Source organism: Amphibacillus sediminis NBRC 103570 (assembly GCF_001552275.1).
Classification (GTDB): Bacteria; Bacillota; Bacilli; order Bacillales; family Amphibacillaceae; genus Amphibacillus_B; species Amphibacillus_B sediminis.
Window position 1 is genome coordinate 98,147 of sequence record NZ_BCQW01000008.1, and the last position, 21,416, is coordinate 119,562.

Annotated in this window: 17 protein-coding genes and 1 pseudogene; 5 read left to right on the forward strand and 13 right to left on the reverse strand. The window is 39.4% G+C overall.

From position 1 onward, the window contains the following. Window positions 1–164: 164 nt before the first annotated feature. Window positions 165–3,245 carry an isoleucine--tRNA ligase gene (gene ileS / locus ASE01S_RS07325; RefSeq protein WP_067840498.1) on the forward strand — a complete coding sequence of 1,027 codons (3,081 nt, stop codon included), beginning with the start codon at window positions 165–167 and terminating at the stop codon, window positions 3,243–3,245. 523 nt (window positions 3,246–3,768) lie between these two features. Here the strand turns inward: ileS and ASE01S_RS07330 are convergent. Further along, window positions 3,769–4,947, reverse strand: a complete 1,179-nt coding sequence (locus ASE01S_RS07330) for a glycosyltransferase family 4 protein (protein ID WP_067840500.1) — start codon at window positions 4,945–4,947, stop codon at window positions 3,769–3,771. Between the two features lie 772 nt (window positions 4,948–5,719). Here ASE01S_RS07330 and ASE01S_RS07335 point away from each other — a divergent pair. Beyond that, complete coding sequence (locus ASE01S_RS07335) at window positions 5,720–6,163, forward strand: VOC family protein (protein ID WP_067840502.1); 444 nt, start codon at window positions 5,720–5,722, stop codon at window positions 6,161–6,163. Between the two features lie 465 nt (window positions 6,164–6,628). Here ASE01S_RS07335 and ASE01S_RS07340 read toward each other — a convergent pair whose 3' ends face one another. The 8 genes from ASE01S_RS07340 to ASE01S_RS07375 all read right to left on the reverse strand — a co-directional run bounded on the left by ASE01S_RS07340 (window position 6,629) and on the right by ASE01S_RS07375 (window position 14,958). Then, complete coding sequence (locus ASE01S_RS07340; protein WP_067840504.1) at window positions 6,629–7,903, reverse strand: glycoside hydrolase family 140 protein; 1,275 nt, start codon at window positions 7,901–7,903, stop codon at window positions 6,629–6,631. Between the two features lie 74 nt (window positions 7,904–7,977). After that, the gene (locus ASE01S_RS07345; protein ID WP_067840506.1) at window positions 7,978–9,249 is read right to left on the reverse strand and encodes a PTS sugar transporter subunit IIC; all 1,272 of its coding nucleotides are present in this window, start codon (window positions 9,247–9,249) and stop codon (window positions 7,978–7,980) included. A gap of 239 nt (window positions 9,250–9,488) precedes the next feature. After that, window positions 9,489–9,785 (reverse strand): PTS sugar transporter subunit IIB, encoded by a 297-nt coding sequence (locus tag ASE01S_RS07350; RefSeq protein WP_067840509.1) that lies wholly within the window; start codon window positions 9,783–9,785, stop codon window positions 9,489–9,491. Between the two features lie 13 nt (window positions 9,786–9,798). Then, on the reverse strand, window positions 9,799–10,107 hold the full coding sequence (locus ASE01S_RS07355) for a PTS lactose/cellobiose transporter subunit IIA (protein WP_067840511.1): 309 nt from the start codon (window positions 10,105–10,107) through the stop codon (window positions 9,799–9,801). A gap of 233 nt (window positions 10,108–10,340) precedes the next feature. Continuing rightward, window positions 10,341–11,759 (reverse strand): FGGY-family carbohydrate kinase, encoded by a 1,419-nt coding sequence (locus ASE01S_RS07360; RefSeq protein ID WP_083512045.1) that lies wholly within the window; start codon window positions 11,757–11,759, stop codon window positions 10,341–10,343. A 12-nt stretch (window positions 11,760–11,771) separates the two neighbouring features. After that, window positions 11,772–12,707: a transketolase family protein gene (locus tag ASE01S_RS07365; protein WP_067840513.1), complete on the reverse strand. Its 936-nt coding sequence runs from the start codon at window positions 12,705–12,707 to the stop codon at window positions 11,772–11,774. Next, window positions 12,700–13,524, reverse strand: a complete 825-nt coding sequence (locus tag ASE01S_RS07370; RefSeq protein ID WP_157065160.1) for a transketolase — start codon at window positions 13,522–13,524, stop codon at window positions 12,700–12,702. Before ASE01S_RS07370 ends, ASE01S_RS07365 begins: the two co-directional genes overlap by 8 nt. Window positions 13,525–13,545: 21 nt before the next feature. After that, window positions 13,546–14,958, reverse strand: a complete 1,413-nt coding sequence (locus tag ASE01S_RS07375) for an L-fucose/L-arabinose isomerase family protein (protein ID WP_067840519.1) — start codon at window positions 14,956–14,958, stop codon at window positions 13,546–13,548. Window positions 14,959–15,238: 280 nt separating this feature from the next. Here ASE01S_RS07375 and ASE01S_RS07380 point away from each other — a divergent pair, with 280 nt between their 5' ends. After that, entirely contained in the window at window positions 15,239–16,276 is a 1,038-nt protein-coding gene (locus ASE01S_RS07380; protein WP_067840521.1) for a LacI family DNA-binding transcriptional regulator, read from the forward strand. 306 nt (window positions 16,277–16,582) lie between these two features. Here ASE01S_RS07380 and ASE01S_RS16390 read toward each other — a convergent pair whose 3' ends face one another. After that, window positions 16,583–16,726, reverse strand: a complete 144-nt coding sequence (locus ASE01S_RS16390; protein WP_306303214.1) for an OsmC family protein — start codon at window positions 16,724–16,726, stop codon at window positions 16,583–16,585. Between the two features lie 383 nt (window positions 16,727–17,109). On the opposite strand from ASE01S_RS16390, the pseudogene ASE01S_RS07390 reads away from it, so the two are divergent. Then, window positions 17,110–17,501, forward strand: a pseudogene (locus tag ASE01S_RS07390) (MarR family winged helix-turn-helix transcriptional regulator). An 11-nt stretch (window positions 17,502–17,512) separates the two neighbouring features. Continuing rightward, window positions 17,513–17,992 (forward strand): 23S rRNA (pseudouridine(1915)-N(3))-methyltransferase RlmH, encoded by a 480-nt coding sequence (gene rlmH, locus ASE01S_RS07395; protein ID WP_067840523.1) that lies wholly within the window; start codon window positions 17,513–17,515, stop codon window positions 17,990–17,992. On the opposite strand, the gene ASE01S_RS07400 is transcribed toward rlmH, so the two are convergent. The 3 genes from ASE01S_RS07400 to ASE01S_RS15980 form a co-directional block, all read right to left on the reverse strand. Further along, window positions 17,888–19,651 carry a recombinase family protein gene (locus ASE01S_RS07400; RefSeq protein ID WP_067840525.1) on the reverse strand — a complete coding sequence of 588 codons (1,764 nt, stop codon included), beginning with the start codon at window positions 19,649–19,651 and terminating at the stop codon, window positions 17,888–17,890. The genes rlmH and ASE01S_RS07400 overlap by 105 nt on opposite strands. A gap of 76 nt (window positions 19,652–19,727) precedes the next feature. Then, window positions 19,728–21,230 carry a recombinase family protein gene (locus ASE01S_RS07405; protein WP_067840528.1) on the reverse strand — a complete coding sequence of 501 codons (1,503 nt, stop codon included), beginning with the start codon at window positions 21,228–21,230 and terminating at the stop codon, window positions 19,728–19,730. Window position 21,231: 1 nt separating this feature from the next. Continuing rightward, window positions 21,232–21,416 (reverse strand): hypothetical protein (locus ASE01S_RS15980; RefSeq protein ID WP_169793094.1); only part of this gene is annotated, 185 nt, incomplete at its 5' end.

The window sequence follows — 21,416 nt, forward strand, 5'->3', positions numbered from 1 at the left end:
CGGGACGCGTATGATGGTACGTAGTGTAAGCATGTTAAATAACAACTACTAATGGTTTGGTATGAATGCTAATTAAACCCGATTCTGCGCAAATGAATCGGGTTTTTTGATTTGGTTGAACAGAGGCTGTCAAAAAGGTAATTAAAAAAATGAGGTGATTACAGGTGAAGGAGCAAGCTCTTGAGCGCGAATTACGAATCAGAAAAAAATGGCAAAAGGAACAAACCTTTCAACAATCGATTGAAAATCGGCAGGGTAGCCCGACCTTTGTCTTCTATGAAGGTCCACCTACAGCGAATGGCTTACCACATGCTGGGCATGCGCTTGGACGCACGATTAAAGACTTTGTTGCACGCTACAAAACGATGTCAGGCTATCAGGTGATAAGAAAAGCTGGTTGGGACACCCATGGTTTACCTGTTGAACTTGAGGTTGAGAAGCAATTAAAGATTAGAGGTAAGGATGAAATTGAGGCTTATGGCGACGAACGCTTTATTGAACAATGTAAAAAAAGTGTTTTTACCTATGAGCAGCAATGGAAGCAATTTACCGAGGCACTTGGTTATTGGGTCGATATGGATCACCCTTACGTAACCTTGACCAATAAGTATATTGAATCAGTCTGGCATATTTTAGCTTCTATTCATGGAAAAGGCTATCTTTATCGTGGACACCGAGTTGTTCCCTATTGTCCACATTGTGAAACATCGTTAAGTTCACACGAGGTGGCGCAGGGCTATAAAGACGTGATCGACTTGTCGGTGACGGCTAAATTTAAGCTCGAAGGAACAAATAACACCTATTTGCTTGGTTGGACCACAACCCCGTGGACTTTACCGGGTAATGTGGCGGTTGCTGTTCATCCAGATATGACTTACGTAAAGGTTGAACAGGGCAACCAATTCTATATCATTGCTGAATCTAGAGTTTCTGCTGTTATGAATGGAGAGTACAGGATTGATCAACGGTTGAAAGGTACAGACTTGATCGGTTTATCCTATCAGGCGCCATTTGATTATTTCGACATTAAACATGGTCATCAAGTGGTAGGAGCAGATTTTGTTACAGATACAAGCGGGACCGGACTTGTTCACATTGCTCCAGCTCATGGAGATGATGATTATCAGGTGGCAATGAACCATCAATTTGATTTTATTAATGCTGTTGATCGAAAAGGGTGTTATAAGCCTGAGGTGACACCCTTAGCCGGACAGTTTGTCAAAAATTGTGATGTTGAGATCATCAAAATGCTGGCAGAGCGTGGGCGGCTTTTTGATAAAGAAAAATATCAGCACAGCTATCCACATTGCTGGCGTTGCGATACTCCGTTACTTTACTATGCCATGGGTGGGTGGTTTATTAAAACGACAGCCATTAAAGATCAAATCCAAGCGAACAATCAGCAGGTGGAATGGTTTCCAGACCATATTAAAGAAGGTCGATTCGGCAACTTTTTAGAAAATATGGTGGATTGGAACATTGGCCGGAACCGCTATTGGGGCACACCATTGAATGTATGGATATGTCAGCAATGTGGTCAAGAAAAAGCTCCGAATTCCATTCAACAGATGCGAGAATGGGCCACGCATGAGGTGTCTGAACAGATCGAGCTACACAAGCCTTACGTTGATCAGGTTGAGCTATCCTGTCGCTGTGGTGGAACGATGCGACGAACAAGTGAAGTGATTGATGTTTGGTTTGATAGTGGCTCAATGCCTTTTGCCCAATACCATTACCCATTTGAAAATCAAGAACGTTTTCAGCAGCAATTTCCAGCCGATGTCGTCATTGAGGGAATTGATCAGACTAGAGGGTGGTTTTATAGCCTGTTAGCCGTGTCCACTTTATTTACGGGGGAGAAGCCCTATAAGCGAGTTCTTTCCTTAGGTCATATCCTTGATGAACATGGACAGAAAATGTCGAAAAGTAAAGGAAATGCATTAAGCCCAACTGAATTAATTGAGGAGTTTGGCGCAGATGCCCTTCGATGGGCACTCTTGTCTGATAGCTCACCATGGCATAATAAGCGTTTTTCGAAAAAAACAGTCAGCCATGCTCAATCCAAGCTGATTGACACCTTAGTCAATGTCTATCAATTTTATGCCATGTACGCTAAAATTGATCAATTTGATCCGAGCACAGATTTAGGAGGAACACGATCTAGGCTTGATGATTGGGTGCTATCCCGATTAAATACAGTGAATCAACAGGTCGTAGATAGCCTCGAGCATTATGACTTAACAAAAGGCGCACGTGTTATGGCAACATTTCTCGATCAATTAAGCAATTGGTATGTTAGACGTTCACGTCAGCGCTTTTGGAGCAGTGGTATGTCAGAGGATAAACGTGCTGCGTTTACCACCCTTTATCAGGTATTGATTAAGCTTAATCAGTTAATGGCACCATATATTCCTTTTGTAACAGAGGATATCTTCAGTCAATTAACAGGTACTAGTGTTCACTTATCTGATTATCCCAAACCAGATGTAACCTTGATTAATCAGGAGTTAGAACAAGAGATGGACACTGTTCTACAGCTCATTGAATTAGCCCGTTCAGCTCGAAATGCAGCCAGTATCAAAACAAAACAACCACTAGCAGAACTGACCGTAGTTCCTAAAGCATCGATCGATCCGATCGTGATAGAAAAATTCCATACGATTATTAAGGAAGAAATAAATGTTAAGTCAGTAATCTTTAAAGAAGATGCAGAGTCATTTATTCAGTTTGACATTAGCCTTAACTTCCCTGTGGCAGGTCCAAAGCTTGGTAAAGCTATTGGAGAGGTGAAACAACGGCTAACTGAACTCAATCAAGCAGAACAGCAGCAGCTGGTAGCTAATCAGCAACTCGAGCTTAAGCTTAAGTCTGGCCATTTAGTAACCCTTATGTCAGAGGACGTGCAGATAACCAAGCAGGCGTGTCCAGGTTATCAGTTGGCTGAGAACAATGACCTGATTGTCTTACTTAATATCGAGTTAACTACAGAATTAAAGCAGGAAGGACTCGTACGGGAATTTATTAGAGTGGTACAAACACAGCGGAAAAAACTAGCACTACCTGTGGAGCTTAAAGTAGATCTTTATGTCCATGCAGAACCAGAGTTTCAAGATATTCTTCAAACATTTAAAGCCCTACTTGAACAGAACCTTGTACTTAATACGATTTATTTTGTCGAGGCGTCAGCTGAGCAGGAGCAGATTAAAATTGAACCCTACCAAGTCGGCCTTTTTATCGCAGTGTAACTGGCTGGGACTGCGATTGCTCGCCCCATCGAAGGACTTTTGTAAGACTCCCACTTCAAGAAATAAGGGAACACGTTATCTCCGAGTGGGAGATCGAACAGCCAGTAACAGCCTGATTGGTTCGACTAACGTTCAGTGGGGGATGGAGGAAGCTAGTTAAGTTCGCGACGTCGTGTCGCAACGTCTGACTCACAGATCCTATGCGTCGAAACCCCCACTGAACGAAGTTTCACTTTATTCAAGCTCAACCGGTCAAGGCTGGCAGGGGGAAATAAAATAGACATAGACGATGGAGCAAGCTTAAGCTTGCTCTATCATACGTTCCAATCGAACAAGATGATATGTTTTCTAGCAGATCGTTTCTGGGGAATCTAACCTATTGATCTTTATAAATTTGATAAATAGAAAATGAAAACCCACCTTCAAGCTTTAGCTTTATTAGGTGAGTATAAAGAATGAAGAGCGTTGAAACGGTTATTAAACCAACACAACTTAACATCGATATTTTGTATTTTCTCTTTAACTAAATGATCATTTGTTTATAATGAGGTACTGAGATACATTTCGAGTAGACGTTCTCTACATTTCTAGCATAATGATTAACTGAAAATTTTTCGACTGACTGGATAGCGCCTAAGGATAATTTCTTTTTTTGTTGTTCATTATATAAAATAATATCTAAAGCTTGTAAAAAATCTATTTTATTATGAAAATTATAACCGTTAAGCTCGTTTTGTACGACTCCTTTTAAACAAGGATCTGACTTAGCTAAGACAGGAAGGCCTGATGCTAAAGCCTCGATATATGTGATACCTTGTGTTTCACTTTGAGACGCACTAACAAACACATCGCCTATTTGATAATAATCACTAATAGATTCCCAAGGTTTCTCTCCTGCAAAGATCACTTGATTTTCAATACATAGCTGATTTGCTAAGGCCATTAACTCATTCTTGGCTGGCCCATCACCAATAAGTACAAACTTTAAATCTTCTTTTTTATGCAAATATAAGTGCAGATTCATGAGTAATTCTTCAATATTTTTTTCTTTCGATAATCTTCCAATATAGAGAATCACTTTATCATTCTCTTCGACTCCTAAAGATGAGCGCAGTGCTTTGGTCTGTTTTGAGCTATAATTGAAGTTTGAAAATTTATCGAGTTTTATTCCAGTTGGAATAACGGATATATCACGTTCTACTCCATAAGATAAGAGCAAATCTTTGACCTTTTGGGTTGGAACGATCAATCTATTGGCTGAACCACAAAAACTACTACTCATTTTTCTAGCGGCTCGCTTAGCAAGTGGATCTAGTTTAGACAATTTGATAATATAATGTGTATAATCCTCATAAATAGTATGATAGGTGTGTATTAAAGGAATATTTAACTTTTTAGCCATGCTTCTTCCGAATATACCCAAGGAAAATTCGGTATGGGTGTGGATAATATCAAGATTTAGCCCTTTGATTAACTTTGCCAAATGTGGTTGATAAAACATAGCTAATCGTCTTTCTGATAAAACAGGTATACTTGGTACGCGAAATACATTCCCCTCGTCTTTTTTGACTAACTTATCACTTGTTGTAAAAACATAAACTTCATGCCCTAACCTCTCTAAACTATCTTTTAACATAAAAGTAGAGGTTGCTACTCCGTTCACTTGTGGATAATAGGTGTCTGTAAATATCCCTACTCTCATTTCTAATCCCTTCTCCTTCTGTTTATGTCTTTTTCTCCTTTTATTTTAATGCAATAAGAGAATATACTCAATGCACCATTGATGTATCTTGGTATAAGACTTCAGACCGATAAAAGCTCCGTCCATTGAATGCCTTGGGGGAGATCCCTGTTCAAGCCGTCCATTTATTAAAGAAATTTTAATCATTAAACGACTCTTGTGATTAACTGTCAGTTTCCTTATACAAGATATTAGTAGGGTAGTGTTAACCAAATGGGAAGGGGCTGCAATGCGAAAAAAGAAACGCTTTTTTGCCCGCCTATCCTCATTTTACGATACGTTATGATCCTTTAACAAGTCTGAGTTTTTTTGTTTGTTTGCTGCTATTGCTTTGGGTTATTCATATTTGGATCTGTATTGCAAGAAAAAAGTGTGAGATTTGATTCGCTTGAAGTGCTGATGAAGGCTTTTAATTAAGGAACGATTTCACTTCATTCAAAAGAAGTCACCCACTTTTAAAGGGGTGAGATGAATGCCTTCCGTTCAATGGAGGTTCAAACCACGGCTGAATAAAGTTAGAGCCTCTGTCGGATACCACAGATTTTTAGCGGAATTTTATCGAGCCAAACTCGATAAATCTGGGCGTAAATACACCAAGGCGTAATTAATATACAGTTTCTTATTTTGTTGAAACGAGCTGGTTTGTAAAGTAAGGAGGAAAAGCAATTGAGCAATAGATAAGAATTTCTTAGGAGTCAATTGCGGCAAACTGAGGGATATGGAGGATGATATTATGAAAATTCATAAAATTGATCATGTGGGTATAGTCGTCAACGATCTTCCTGCTGCGAAAGCCTTCTTTCTCGACCTTGGTCTTGAAATGCTTGGCGAAGGGGAAGTGGAAGGCGAATGGGTGGAGCGGATTATAGGGCTTCAAGACGTTAAAGAGGAAGTTGCCATGTTTCGAACGCCAGACGGCGAAGCGAATATAGAACTAGTAAAATTTCACAAACCATCAGATGGGGAGGGTCAACAGCTTCCATTAGCAAATACTCTCGGTATTCGCCATATTGCCTTTGCCGTTGAAGATATTGAGGCCATTGTTGCCAAACTGAAAAAGAAGGGCGCAGAACTTATTGGTGACATTCAAATTTACGAAAACACTTATAAATTATGCTACATTCGTGGGCCGGAAGGAATTATTTTAGAGCTTGCCGAGAAAATTAGGGTAATATAGAGGGCTTTGAATAAATTTCATCTCTAATTTCAAGCGTTGATGCCGTTATTCCAGGAGGCAAGCGCAAAGAACGCATCTGTGAAAATGTCCAGGTAATTGATATTACTTTGCCTAAGCAAGAACTAAAAACTATTCGTGACATTTTAACTGTTTAGCTGATAACACAAAAAAGGCACTATCCGTTTTCTAATCAAAAAGACTTGGTCAAATGGGTAAAAAAATACCGAATGATAGAATCAAATTATCATTCGGTATTTTGTCTGTAAAGATGAACTAATCCTCACGATCGAGTATGATATGTTGATCAATTTTTTCAAGGCCCTTGACCAAAAAAACACTTTTCCCAGTCACCATATGATATTCGTTGGAATCACCAGTCTCTATGCCTATACCAAATGCTGTTTCAGCTTAATTGTTTATTTGAATTTCTTACCAAATATTAAGTATTTTTTTATTAAAATCGGTTTACGATTGAATAACCATTAAGCAATCACCGGTAAAATAATGCATAGGGATCAATGTTTGATCATTGTTATACTGCATCGGTAATTCTGCGGTACGACCACTCTCTAACTCGATCACCTTAGTGATGCCGCTTCCCCACTTGCCTTTTAAGGTAATTTCTATACTGAACGGTACATAGATCAGTAGCATATCCTCTTGTTTGGCGGCACGGATTTCCGTTGTCTTATTTAAAACGATATTTTGAGGCTCGAGTGCGTACAAATGGTGTTCAGTAATAAAACGCTTGATAAAGCTATAATCCCATGCCCCATCAAACTCCAAGGCAATTCGCCACGGATAAGGAGTAACAAAGCCCTCTCCTGTTGAGGAACCGAAACGACTATTGAGCTCATGCCAGCTCCAAATGCCGTGAGCACCGTAAGTTATCCCAGCTCCAGCTCCAGATAAAATACTTTGCCAGGCTGCCTTTCTGACATCAAACCGTGTAAATCGACCATAGACTTGACGACTATAACCCATTAATTCATAGCAGGGCTCTGAATTAATAATCGGGCGTTGCGGTGATTTTTGGTAAAATTGTTCAGCTACCGTATAGGCCGTTTCCTGATAAGACGAATTGTGACCAGATTGATAAAGATAAAAATCTAGATTCGTATTTTGTTGTAGCTGTTCAGGAAGTGTAGCTAATCGACCTTTAATGTGTAAGGTGGTTAGACATTGCGGCGCTAACTCCTTTAGCTTGTTTAAAGCTATTTGATAGTATTCAATCGCTTCCTCTGTTTCAAAATCGGTATCGCCACTAATAAAATAAATGGGATGATACTTCGAGAAATAATCATTAACTTTTTCAACATAAGGTATGATGGCATCTTTAGGCATAAGCATTGTATCGAATATTTGCGAAGCCCACGTCTTTGGCACATAATTACACCATAAGACAACGAGAGCAGGGGTAAAGCCTTTGGCTACAGCCATTTTAACCATTGTCTCAGCATGCTCAAAGTAACGTTCGTTAAATTGGTTGAAATCGTAGCCATCATCGGTTTGTTCAAACGGATGAAGATGGTCTTGTCCGCGGCTCCGATCCCATTGGGGTAAAATATTGATTTGAAGAACGTTAAATCCTTGCTGAGCACGTTTATCTAAATAATAAGCCCAATCGGTTAAGCTAATATTCGTGAATGCACTCCAAACGGTATCAGCTAAATAGAAGAAGTCCTCACCCTCACTTGTTTGGAAGTGTCTATTATCTTCGTGAATTTTTAAACGGAACACTTTAATCCCTCCATAAATAGATTAAGAAGAATAGATCCTATCATCTATTTTCCTAATGCATTGAAAGAAATAGCCTAGTTAACAGCTACGGCCTCTTCCTCCTCTTGATTTTTTTCGTTTTTTAATCCTTGTTTATCTAGAACCTTAAAGAATGGATAGTAAATTAACATACATATTGGGATAAGAATTAATTGAAACAGAGCAATTCTTATACTTCCTAAAATTAAACCACTTGCAAAAATCGGTGTACCAAATGCAGGGTAAACCCCATTTGGAGGAGGAAGTATTCCCGCTGTAGTACAGATATAGGCAATAATAACACAGATTATTGGTGTAAAAATATATGGAATGGCCAAAACAGGGTTAAGCACTAATGGAATTCCGAAGACAATGGGTTCATGAATACCAAAGAATGCACCAGGTAGACCTAGCTTACCAATTTGACGATATTGCTTGGTTTTTGCTCGGAAGGCCAATAACAGGATTAATCCTAGCATTGGAGCAAAGTTAGCTGAGTAAGACCAGAATCCCATACCAATAATATTTGGAAGCTCAGCGCCTGCCTCGAAGGCCTCCAAGTTTTGTAGGTCTAAGCTAATCCATATGGGCTGCATAACGGCCATTACTACGATTGCACCATGAATACCAAATAGCCAGAGTGTTTGCATAACAAATAAGGCAATGATTAATCCACCTAAGGAACCACCTAGACCTTGTAAAGGTATCTGCAAATAGGAATAGATAAAAGCATGGATCGTTTCAAAAGATGTTAATTGAAATAGAGCCGAGATAATTAATGCCGCAATAACGACTATAATCGCCGGAATTAAACCGACAAATGTTTTAGCTACCGTTGGTGGTACTCCTGCAGGCATTTTAATGGTCCAATTCCGATCAACAATCCATACGTAAAATCGACTAGCCAATAGACCAACAATGATCGATACAAACAAGCCCTGCGCCCCCAACCATTGTAATGGAAGGGCAGACACACCATCAAATTTGGCGAGTGGCGTTAAAACTAAAAACGACGCCAATGAAATTAAACCAGGGGTAACAGGATCTTTTTCAAAGCTCTCTGCCAGCCTATATCCAATTAAGAAGACCGCATAGACTGCAATTATATTGGTAGTGAAGGTTGTGACTATTCCTAACAGATCTTTCACAGGTGCAATAAAATTTTGATAGGGCTCCCATGCTATTGATGAAAAAAGGGTAGCGAAAGCACCAATAATTAAAAAGGGTAAAGATGACATTAATCCATTTGAAACTGAACGTAAATAACGGTTTGCCTGCAGTTTTCCGGCATATTTTTGTAATGTAGTTGTCCAACTATTTAAAGACATAATTTAACCTCCATATAGGATATTTTCTACCTTATGTGTTTAAAAGGCGTAAATTTGATTAGCAACGCCGTGCTATAAATTAAATTGCTCAATGGCAACCTGGCTGATTAAGCTCGAAATTATAATTCGAACGCAGATCAAACGCTTTCATTCCGCTGCTGACTATTTTTGCTTAAGCCCATTTTTGGTCTTACAGCACGGCGGGTAGATCTTTGTTCGATCCCTACTCTCTTCGATGATTAAGCAATAGCTTCTAAGAGAACCTTTTCCCCATTCATCATGCCATAATCAACGGAATTAATCACATTGACCTTAATCCCTTTTGGCTCATATTGGGATTTAAATTCATCGAACATATAGCTTATTTGTGGGCCAAGTAAGAGAATGTCTGTCTGATCAGCATATTTTTTAAACTCGCTATTGGCAATGGCCCTAATTTCCACCTCAATGCCTTTTTGGTTAGCTGCTTGCTTCATTCTTTCCACCAACATGGATGTTGACATGCCAGCGGCACAAATTAATGTGATTTGTTTCATTTTAATTCTCCTCCTATTTATTTTGGTTTTTATATAGATCCACAAATTCTCTAGCTAAATCTTGGACAGTTATCGATGTCATTAAATGATCTTGAGCATGAATCATTAATAAAGAAATCGGATAACTCTCACCACGAGCCTCACTTTGAATTAAGGAGGTCTGGACTTTATGAGCCTCTGACATTTGTTCACTAGCCTCTTCTAAGCAAGCGTTAGCTGCTGCAAAATCATTGACTTTTGCATGTTTAATCGCTTCCATTGCTTTGCTCTTTGCATTCCCTGCATTCACAATTAAACCAATAATAACCTCTTGAAAATCCATCAATATTCTCCCCCGCATGTGATAAAATGGTTAACTTAAATGTAATCGATTTTTTGAAGTACATGACCTTGAATTATTTTGGCAATGGGCATTGCTAAGATGTGATCTCAAACGTGCTACTGTCGTGGTTTATTTAAGCGTATCTAAGCTTATTGCGCGCACTCAAAATCAATTGGCTCCTCGCCGTTGCCGTTTTACTTGTTCTGCAACCTTGCTGGACTCGTTCGATTATACTAAATCACTTTATTTACGGCATCTTTCCAGCCTTGATACAGTCTAATTCGTTCTGTTTCAGGTAAGCAAGGTAGGTATTGCTTATTGGCCTTCCACTCAAAATTGATGATATCACCAGTTAATCTAGCTGCCCCCATTGCTGACAGCTCCTCTATTTCGGTTGTGGCAACAGGCAGGTTTAAGATATCCGCTAAAAACTGCATCACCTGTGCATTCTTGGACACCCCTCCATCGACTTTTAACATCGAAGGGTTTGAATAGGCCTCCAGCATGACGGTAATATCCTTGACCTGGTAGGCGATACTTTCAAAGCCTGCCCGAAGGACATGACTTCTAGATGTATTTCTATTTAACCCAGAAATGCTTGCTCGTGCTTCTGTATCCCAATAGGGTGAACCGAGCCCTAAAAAGGCAGGGACTAAATAAACCCCTTCATTACTCGCTAACGCAAACGCTGAATCGGTCGCCTCCTGATAATCTGAAAAGAGCTGAAGCTGATCCTTTAGCCAGTTTAAGGTATCACCACTTGAACGAATGGTGCCTTCAAGTGTATAGCTAATCTCTTGACCGATTTTCCAGCCAATCGAGGTCATTAATGCCTCATTCATAGGTGGCTGCCTATTTCCGGCTTGCATCAAAACCGAACAGCCTGTACCAAACGTAGCTTTTACTGCCCCTACTTCGTGACAATCGTGTCCATACAAGGCAGCCTGAGAATCTCCGATTACACTTTTAATGGGAATACCACGATACGAGCCATAATCATCGTGAGAATCCTTCACCTCAGGTAATAGCTGGTGAGGGATTTGAAACAGCTCTAAAAGCTCTTGGTCCCATTCTAACGTATCAATGTTAAACAACATCGTTCGAGAAGCATTGCTCACATCGGTAGCATGGACCTTTCCATTGGTCAAATTCCAAACAATCCAGCTATCGATTGTCCCGAAACGCGTCTGCTCATTTCGTTTAATGCCACTATCTTTGATAATCCATTCAAGCTTAGTAGCTGAAAAGTATGGATTAATTTTTAAGCCTGTCTTATTTTTGATTAGCTCAGAGTACCCCTGTTTGATTAAAGATAAGCATCTTTCCGTTGTCCGATTACATTGCCAAACAAGGGCTGGACAAAGTGACTTTCCTGTCACTTTATCCCAAACGACAATCGTTTCCCTTTGATTGGTTATGCCGATACTTAGAATCTCGTCAGTTGTTAATTGATTTTTTAGCAGTAGCTGATCAAAAAGCTGATCAATATTATCGATAATTTCCTCCGGGTCATGCTCAACCCAGCCCTGCTTCGGATAATATTGGCGATGCTTTTTGTAAAGCTTGTCTACGACCTTCGCTTGCTGGTTCATTAATAGTAGCTTTGTTCCAGCGGTGCTCTGATCTATTATGATAAGATACCTTGCCCTCATACCGCACCTGCTTTACAATAAATGTTCTGTTACAATTTGTTTAATATTTTCAGTTGATAGACCGTAATGGTCAAAGATTTCTTTTGTTTTTCCAGTGACCGCTGGTTCATCAGCGATACCAAGAATTTTGACAGCTGCTCCGTCGCGATTGGCGCTGACCACTTCTGCTACAGCTGCCCCTAAGCCACTGTAAATGCTATGCTCCTCTAATGTTATGATCAGCTTCGTCTCGGTGGCCGCTTTGACAATCGCTTTCTGATCGAGCGGTTTTATCGTATGCATGTTTAATACTCGAACAGACAGCCCTTGCGCTTCGAGGTCGGTTGCTGCGTCTAGAGCGACACGGACCGTTTCACCAGTAGCAATCAGGGTAACATCATTCCCGTTACGCATGGTGACCGCCTTACCTACTTCAAAATCTGTGAGCTCGGCTTGATAACAATCCTCTACCGGATTTCTACCTAAGCGCACATAAGCGGGCTGATCAGATTGGGCTAAATAACGAAAAACAGCCTTTGTTTCAAAACGATCTGCCGGGATAATGACTTGTAAATTAGGGATCGCTCGGGTTACCGCAATGTCCTGTAATGAATGATGACTCATGCCTAAGGCACCATAGCTTACACCACCGCTAATCCCAATTAGCTTAACGTTTGTGTTGGAATAGGCGACATCAACCTTGATTTGCTCAATGCTCCGCATACTCAAAAAGCAAGCAGGTGAAGCAACAAATGGGCGTTTACCGCTATGAGCCAAACCGGCTGCGATACTGACAATATTTTGTTCGGCAATTCCTACCTCGATCATTTGTTTAGGCTGACTTTCGGCAAAGGCGACTAATGAAGCTGATCCTCTAGAATCACTGGTTAGAACGACAATATCTTGGTTTTGCTTAGCTTCGTCTATTAATGTTTCACACATCACTTGTCGGTTTGCTATTTTATTCATTGGCCAACGCCTCCAATTGCATGTCTAGTTCAGCGATTGCTTGATCGTATTCCTCTTGATTAGGGACACGGTGATGCCAGCCAGCGGCATTTTCCGCCATACTAATGCCCTTCCCTTTTACTGTATGAGCGATTATACAGGTAGGCTTGCCGTCGACCGGCTGTTTGTGCAGCTCTTCTGAAAGAGCGTGAATATCATTGCCATCAACCTCGATTACCTCCCAGCCAAAAGCTCGCCACTTATTAGCTAAAGGCTCTACTTTCATCACATCTTCACTTGCACCAGTGATCTGCAGGCCATTGCGGTCAATGATAGCGGTAAGGTTATCCAATTGATAATGAGCGGCAGCCATAGCCCCTTCCCAGACAGACCCTTCAGCAAGCTCACCATCACCGAGTAAAGTAAAGGTATGATAAGATTTGTTATCCATTTTGGCAGCTAAGGCGATTCCCGTTGCGATCGAAAGGCCGTGTCCTAAAGAGCCGGTATTCATCTCGACCCCGTCTACCTTATTATTCGGGTGACCAATCAAGCGGGAGCCGAAAGCGGAAAAAGTCTTAAGCTCTTCTTTTTCAATAAAGCCTTTGTCCGCTAGTACAGCCCAGTAAACCTCAGCGGCATGCCCTTTACTCTGGATATAACGATCACGATCAGGGTCATCCGGGTTTCTTGGGTCAATATTCATGACATCATAATACAGTGCAACAAGAATATCGGTACAAGATAAGTCAGAGCCTGTATGCCCTGTTTTGGCATGGAAAATCATCTCAATAACATCTTTTCTAATCTCTAGCGCTTTCTTTTTCAAATTGACCAAAATAATTGCCCCCTTTGGTATTTAGTCCCCACGAAGATAAGCTTTTACATCCTCTTCAATCGGATCATAGAAATCTGGTTGTATCCCTAAATATTTACACGCCTCATACAAAATAGGTACAACATTACCATGAATAGCCGAGCAATGGTGAATATAAGGACCGTAAACCAGTTTGCTTTCAAGCCGGTTTAGATTTTCTACCTCAATCCAGACATAGCTGCCTTGATTATATGGCCCTTCAATTCCTTTGGCATTCCCGAGTAAGAGGGAGTACTCACCATTGTCACCATCGAAACGACAAAGTGTCATCTCTCCTTTTTTTGCTTCCATCCCTACAGAGCCTGGATAGTCAAAGACAAAGTGGGTAGGAATTAAAGTAGGTTTCTCCTCTGCTGTTGATAGTGGAAAAACGCCTAAATGCTGTAATAGCTCGCCATTTTCATTATCGGGATGTCTTACGGTATAATCGGCAAACATGGATTTGTATTCATTTCTAGTTGCCGCATCAACCATTAAGGTGGTGATCGCACCATGAACATCTGTCTCGCATAGTACTGGGAAGCCTTCATCCTGTAGCATCGCCTCGACAGCATAAGGGGTAATACCAAGCTCATCCTGGAAATCAGTCCAGCACTGGATCACACCAGCTGTGCATTGATATTTTTCGCCTAAATGCTTAATCGCTACCTTTAAGGCAGCTATTTTCGCTAATGCTTGATCACTAATTTCAACATGGGTATGGCTACGGCAAAAATCAATGACCTCCTGCACCTTTTGTTCTTCTTCAGCCTGGACTCGGTCAATTTCTTTATATAACTCGCCTAATGGAACCGGTGAAAGCTGAATATTGAATTTTTCTAACAGCTCACCTTCATTACACATAATCGACCAAAAATCGAATGGACGTGGTCCAATTTGTAAGATCCGAATCGACTTGAACGTCTTGATCACATTACATACCTTTAAGAAGTCCTGAACGCCCCGTTCAAATTCAGGGTCATCTAGGCGACAATTTTTCATATAAGTGAACGGCACTTGAAAACGTCTTAACACTTTACCTGTTGCAAATAATCCGCACTGTGAATCACGCAAGCGACTTCCATCAGCTTCAGGGCGCTCATCACGTGGTCCCCATAATAAAACAGGAACATTTAATTTTTTTGCTAACCGAGCGCACGCGTATTCTGTACCAAAATTACAATGAGGTAAAAACAAGCCATCTATCTTCTCGGCTGCAAACTTTTCAGCTATCTTTTCGACGCCTTCGTCATCATAAAGCAAGCCATCCTCATTGATATCGGTAATATCAACATACTCAACATTTAGCTCATCTAGCTTGTTACGGGTTAGGTTTGCATACTTGATTGCATCTGGTGCACTAAAAAGGTTACGTCTCGTTGGAGCGAAGCCTAATTTAACACGATCTAAAGCCATCCCATCTACCTCCATCAATTATAAGATTTAGATCACACTTCCACTAAACTAAAATATTTAGTTTAGTATTATTTTTGATAAAGTAAGTGTTTTCTTTAGTTAAAATTAACACTAAACTAAATCTTAGTCAACCGTATTTTGAAAAATAAATTTAGCTTTATAGTAATGGTAGAAAAGGGGTTTTTGGTTGTTGCTTACTAAAATCAACATTTCTTTGCGTTTATCAACTGAAAATGCTATACTAAAATAAGAACTAAACTAACAGAATGGGGATTTTGAGTTGAAGATAGAAGATATTGCGAGAATAGCCAATGTGTCAAAATCGGCGGTATCACTTGCGTTGAATGGCAAACCAGGCGTTAGCGAAGCAACACGCTCACATATATTAAAGGTCGTTGAAGAGTATAATTATAAGCCGTTAAGAAGCACACGTAAAAAAAGTCAGGTCGATAAAAAGATCATTCGTTTTGTTGCATGTAAAAATAGTGAGATCATAACCGAGCATTATCAAAATCTTCCTTTTTTTAGTGAGCTGATGAGCTATGTTTCAGAAGGGGCCAAAAGCTCGGCCTATTCGCTATTGATCTCGTCGATCGACGCTGAGCATATTACAGAAGAGCTTAAACAGCTCGAAGCTGAACACCCTTCAGCAGGAATATTATTATTAGGTACCAACCTTACTAGCGAACAGATTAAATTAGTAAAAGAAATCCAGCCTCAGTTGGTCGTTGTTGATACATGGGTCAATAATTTACCAGTAAATGCTGTATCGATCAACAACTACTTAGGAGGCTACCAAGCAGCGAAGTATTTATTGGAGAATGGCCATCGCCAGATCGGTTATGGAGAAGGTGTCCCTCGAATTGAGAACTTTGAGCTGAGGAAGAAGGGTTTTTTTGATACATTACGAGAAGCGGGTGTTTCAATTGAAGAGCACAATGTTTTTCGCTTGCCGGCGATGGAGATCAACGAACAGGAAGCGGTTTTGCAAGCGTTAAAAAATCATGACCAGCTACCTACGGCTATTTTTTGCGAAAATGATTATATGGCCATAAGTATGATTAAAACGCTACATTCGCTCAATATTCGTGTTCCGGAGGATATTTCAATTATCGGATTTGATAATATCTTGGAAAGCAACATCATCCTACCAGAACTAACCACCATTCATGTCAAAAAAGATATGCTGACAAAGCAAGCGTTAAAGCTTTTAATGGATAATATAGAAAGTGGCAATACCAACGATACAATCCAGGTGCAGGTTGATACAGGCTTAATCGTAAGAAATAGTGTGAAAAAGATTAACTTCAAGCAATAGAAGTCGACCACTTCTAAAAGTGACCAGAAGAATGCTGAGTTGTCATCCATTTAGTGGGGGTTCAACCCGGCTGAATCAAGTTAAAGCTTTCGACGGATGTGACAGATTCAGTGGAAAGTGTCGGACGTAGCACGATAACATCTGGGTGCAAATACGAAAGGTGAAATGGATTTTGTATATGGTAGAAAAAGCTCTGAATTATTAACACTGCACGACAACGGAGAGCGGAGCGGGTAATTCCCTGACAAGTTACTAACTTGTGGGGGTGGTATCTGCTCTAACCAATGACGTGCAGTTTTTGTTTGCCTATTTAACGACGGCCGTTTTCTTCACTTTTACATTTCCTTCGATCGTTCGAGAATATGGACATGCCTGATCTGCTTGCTCAACAAGCTCCTCTGCTCCTGCCTGAGAAACGCCCACAATTTCAGCCTTTAATTTAACACTCAAGCCAAAACCTTTTAGTTGCTTTTCAATACTGACATCAGCAGTCGCTTGAGAGGTGATTTTTGCTTTGCTTTACCAGCCACCATTTGAAGCGCACTAGCAAAGCAAGCCGGATAACCAGCTGAGAAGAGCTGTTCAGGGTTTGTTTTACCTTCTTTTCCTTTGCCCCTAACCCTTTCGACAACGATAAAGCTAAATCTACCGTACCATGGACGATCTTACGAGTTCCTTGACGACCACCAGAAGCTGTTGATGAGGCGGTATATCATGCTAATCCCATTTTATCCAATTAATATGCAGACAACTTAATTACGTGATATCAAGATATAAAACTGTTCTGTTATAATAAGCTTAGGAGTAATCAGGCTTGACAAATATAATTTAAAATTAGATGCTTCCTGCTCTATGCCGTAACAAGAGCGATGACCAAGCGCTATCGCCCGTTACTAAATGCTAAACGTCACCTACCCGCAATATTTAGTGTTACTTGTATTAGTGGGAAACGGATCGAATATCGGTTAAAGCGTTAGGTGAACGGCTCCTTTTAGACTCAGGCACACTAACACCGATGTTAAAAAGAATGGAAAAACACGGCTTAATAAAGCGGACACGCTCTAAGGAAGATGAGTGGGTTGTCGAAGTCACCTTAATCGAGCAAGGAAAACAAGAGGAATAAATACCGCTAAAATTCCTCGAACAAACCCAGTTAAATGAAGAAGAATTTATCCAGATTAAGAAAATTTTGACTAAAATGCTTAATCAGATTGAAGAAAGCTAAGGAGTTTTACCATGAATATAACGATTATCAGTGTAGGAAAGCTAAAGGAAAAATACTTAAAGCAAGGCATTGAAGAATACAGCAAGCGTCTACGTGCTTACGCTAATCTGAACTTAGTCGAAGTCGCAGATGAAAAGGCACCCGAGAACCTAAGCCCTGCACAAATGGATGAAATCAAAAACAAAGAAGGCGAACGTATTTTAGCCAAAATCCCGGACGATACCTATGTGATAACCCTTGAAATAAAAGGGAAGCAGCTAAGCTCAGAACAATTCGCTGACGAGCTTGATCAGCTTGCCATACATGGCAAGAGCAAAGTGGCTTTTATCATTGGGGGCTCATTAGGATTAAGTGAAGCGGTCATGAAGCGTAGCAACTTTGCCCTGTCATTTTCGAAGATGACACTGCCACATCAGTTGATACGGTTGGTGCTCTTGGAGCAGGTGTACCGGAGTTTTCGGATTAGGAGGGGTGAACCGTACCATAAATAGAGGCAAAAACTTTTGAAGATATGGAGGTAAATGTCTATTGTTTGGGTCAATTATGGATAAATTAGACCATTTTGAGTCGCCAAATAAGTGATGAATAAGGATGATAGACTTGGAATTATGTTGATCCAAGAAGTCAAACTCTAACTCGATTGATTTAACGCCTCTCTTCAATGGGCCATTTGGTTGTAAGGCAACATTAATTTGCTTTACAAGAAGTTGTAACAAATGCTTCTTCTGTTCTCTGGTTCCGTCTTCATAAACAATGATAAATCTTTGTAGTAATTCTTTGATTAGTTGTGGGGAGATAGTCTTATTAATGGAGCGAGTAATTTCTCCCCTCAAACTGTTTAATTTATATTCTATAGCAGTTTTTTCTTCAGAAACCAACCTTAGCCTATCTTGTAGCATATCAAGCGGGAATAGTTTGTTCTCGAACGCATGAAAATATCGTTCTTGCAGATCATTCAGTTCGTTAATCCTTTTATTTAACTCATCAATTTCTTGTTGGAAGGCATTTTCATGCTGACTGTTATTCTGATTTATTCCCTGAATCTTTTCCCTTATTTGTTCATCATTTTGAATGAAGTTCTTAATAAGAGAAAATACACGCTCTTCTGCTTCAAATGCACGTACAGAGTTTGCATTACAAGCTACTGTACCTTTATTATGGAAATCACCACATTCATAATATCGGTGTTTTCTTTTTGTCCCATCTTTTCTTTTATAAGTAGTTATATGTGGAACCATACCTTGTCCACAAACGGGACATCGGAGTAAAGCATTTAATAAGAATGGCTCATCAGATTGCTTTTGTTTAAAAGATTTGTTTGTTCTAAGTTCTTGCACAATAGCCCATAAATCCTTTGAAATAATTGCTTTGTGATTACCATCTACTATAATAGGATTTGGATTTTTGCCTTTACGTCTTTTTGTGTTCCAATCGTTCATCCGCATCCAACGAATTTTCCCGATGTACATTGGATTATCAAGAATTTGTGCAATACCATTTATAGAAAATAATCTTCCTCTTTTTGTTTTATATTCAGACTTATTAAGTTTGTTTGCAACAGCTTTTAATCCTTTACCTTGTGCGTATTCTGTAAAGATAATTCTAACTACCTCTGCTTCCTTTTCATTAATTACAAGCTCTCCATCAATTGAATCATACCCTAAAACACTACCGCCGTTCCAACCACCTTCCAATGCTTTTTGTTTCATACCGAGTTTTACATTGTCGCTAAGAGTATTCCGCTCCATTTCAGCAATACCCGCCATAAGTTGTAATACAAGTCGGCCAATAGGGGTAGATGTATCGAAGTTTTCAGAGTATGAAACAAATTGTACGTTAAATTCTTCAAACCTCTTTAGTAATGTCAAAGTATCATAAAGAGATCGGGATAATCGAGAAATCTTCCAAACAAGAATCCCATCAAATTGCCCGTATTGCATATCAACAAGCAACTGTTGTAATTGTGGTCTCCCTTTAATTGATTTTCCGCTTATGCCTTCATCTGCATATACATTTGTAACATACCATCCCTGGAGTTCTGCGTATTGTCGCAATGTATTTACCTGAGCGGAAAGGCTATAACCTTCTGTTGCTTGTTCCTCGGTTGAAACACGTATATAAAGACAGACCTTTTTGATTTCGTTAAACATATAGTACCTCCTTTCAATACCATGATACTATGTACAAAATAAAAAAGGAAAGGATGTTCTCCTTTCCTAATTTCTTTTAAGATGCTATTTCTTTTAAAGTTTTTTCATTGAAGTGATAGTGAATTTCAGAAATTTGGCGTTTTTTCCTCTTGCCACCTGTATCTACTTCCTCAACATGAATATCTGATATAATCTCCCGCAAAAGTTCCTTTTTTTCGGTGTCTCCAAGAGAACAAAAGAAACCTTCAAAGTTGTTTAAAACCTGGTTGACGATAAATGTGGTGTTCTGTGAAGAGGTTAGGCTTAGTTTGATTTCTATCATTTGTTTTCGAGTTTTTAAATCTACTTTCATACTTTCATATCTTGATAACTGATCTTGTAATGTTTCTTTGGAAATTGTTTGACTTGTATATAAGTCAATTACTTCGTTCACTTTTCTTTGAAGATCCTTTTCCTCTTTTTCAATCATTGAAATTTGCCTTTTAATCGGGATTTGTTCGAGTTTGATTTGTGAGTTAATTTTTTCTATGAGGAGATTTTCATATTCAGGGGATTGTAGTTTTGAGGATAATTCAGAGAGGATTTTTTGTTCTGCAGCTTCTTTGTTGGTTAGGTTCGAATTACAGAGACCCTTTGTCTTATTTCTGCTACATTGATAATACAGGTATTTACCACCTTTGGATTTATGCTGAACCATAGAAGACCCACATTCTGGGCATTTTAGTAACCCAGATAGAAAGTAAGACCCTTTATGAATCTTTATTGGTTTTTTACTTTTGGAATCAAATATTTTTGTTGCCTTTTCCCACTTAGTCTGGCTGATGATAGCTTGATGTTTTCCCTCATAGACTTTTCTTTCTCCATTCCTTTCTCCCCATCGAATATATCCTGCATAAATGGGGTTTGTAACGATAGTTTTAACCGAAATTACATCCCATTCTCTTTCTAACTTAGCTTCTGTATATTGCGTATTGAGGAAATGTGCTATTTTTTTATAGCCCCAATGATCATCTGTATACCGATCAAAAATGAACTCTACAACTTTGGCCTCATCAGGATTAACTTTAAGGGTTTTAGATGGAGTCGATGTATAGCCGAAAACCCGTCCTCCATTAAAGTAACCTTCCACCGCTCTTCTACGCATTCCTTCTTTACAAGTTTGATTGATTTTGTGTCTAGTATTCTCTGAAAATGCTAGAAGAATATCTAACGCAAAACGTGCGTATGGATCTTCAGTATTGATGCCCTCAGAAATGCAAACTAAATGATGTCCTTTTTTTGATATTAGTTCAGTGATATATTTTGCATCTAAGAGTTTTCGAGCAAATCTATCAGACGACCATACAACAATATACGTTTTTTCCGTATTCTCAGAAGAAAGTACATCTTGTATCATTTGGATGAATTCTGGGCGATTCTTTAATGAGGAACCAGATCCCGATTCTTCATTATAGATTTTCTCCAAGGTAATATTTTTGGATTTACAATAATCCTCAATTCTCTCAATCTGAGCATTAATTGAATAGCCATCAAGTTGTATATCTGTTGAAACACGAACATATCCTACTGCTTTTTCCATGTTATGCAACCTGCCTTTCCTCAGACTTATTATTTAACTCCGCTTGATTACTGTTCTCAATAATCAAGTCGACCATAACGTTAAGGAAGTTTTGAGCATGAACTTTTTGTGAATCCTTCTCCCCGAAAAGTATATCCTTCATATATTCTTCATAATCCAAAATTAAATCTTTTTTCATATGTTGTA

Coding starts and splice junctions, on each gene's coding strand:
- ASE01S_RS07375 (WP_067840519.1), bottom strand. CDS start 14,958: ATGGCTTTAGATCGTGTTAAATTAGGCTTCGCTCCAACGAGACGTAAC.
- ASE01S_RS07365 (WP_067840513.1), bottom strand. CDS start 12,707: ATGAATAAAATAGCAAACCGACAAGTGATGTGTGAAACATTAATAGAC.
- ASE01S_RS07400 (WP_067840525.1), bottom strand. CDS start 19,651: ATGTTTAACGAAATCAAAAAGGTCTGTCTTTATATACGTGTTTCAACC.
- ASE01S_RS07405 (WP_067840528.1), bottom strand. CDS start 21,230: ATGGAAAAAGCAGTAGGATATGTTCGTGTTTCAACAGATATACAACTT.
- ASE01S_RS07345 (WP_067840506.1), bottom strand. CDS start 9,249: ATGTCTTTAAATAGTTGGACAACTACATTACAAAAATATGCCGGAAAA.
- ASE01S_RS07360 (WP_083512045.1), bottom strand. CDS start 11,759: ATGAGGGCAAGGTATCTTATCATAATAGATCAGAGCACCGCTGGAACA.
- ASE01S_RS07335 (WP_067840502.1), top strand. CDS start 5,720: ATGAAAATTCATAAAATTGATCATGTGGGTATAGTCGTCAACGATCTT.
- ASE01S_RS07350 (WP_067840509.1), bottom strand. CDS start 9,785: ATGAAACAAATCACATTAATTTGTGCCGCTGGCATGTCAACATCCATG.
- ASE01S_RS07330 (WP_067840500.1), bottom strand. CDS start 4,947: ATGAGAGTAGGGATATTTACAGACACCTATTATCCACAAGTGAACGGA.
- ASE01S_RS07355 (WP_067840511.1), bottom strand. CDS start 10,107: ATGGATTTTCAAGAGGTTATTATTGGTTTAATTGTGAATGCAGGGAAT.
- rlmH (WP_067840523.1), top strand. CDS start 17,513: ATGAATATAACGATTATCAGTGTAGGAAAGCTAAAGGAAAAATACTTA.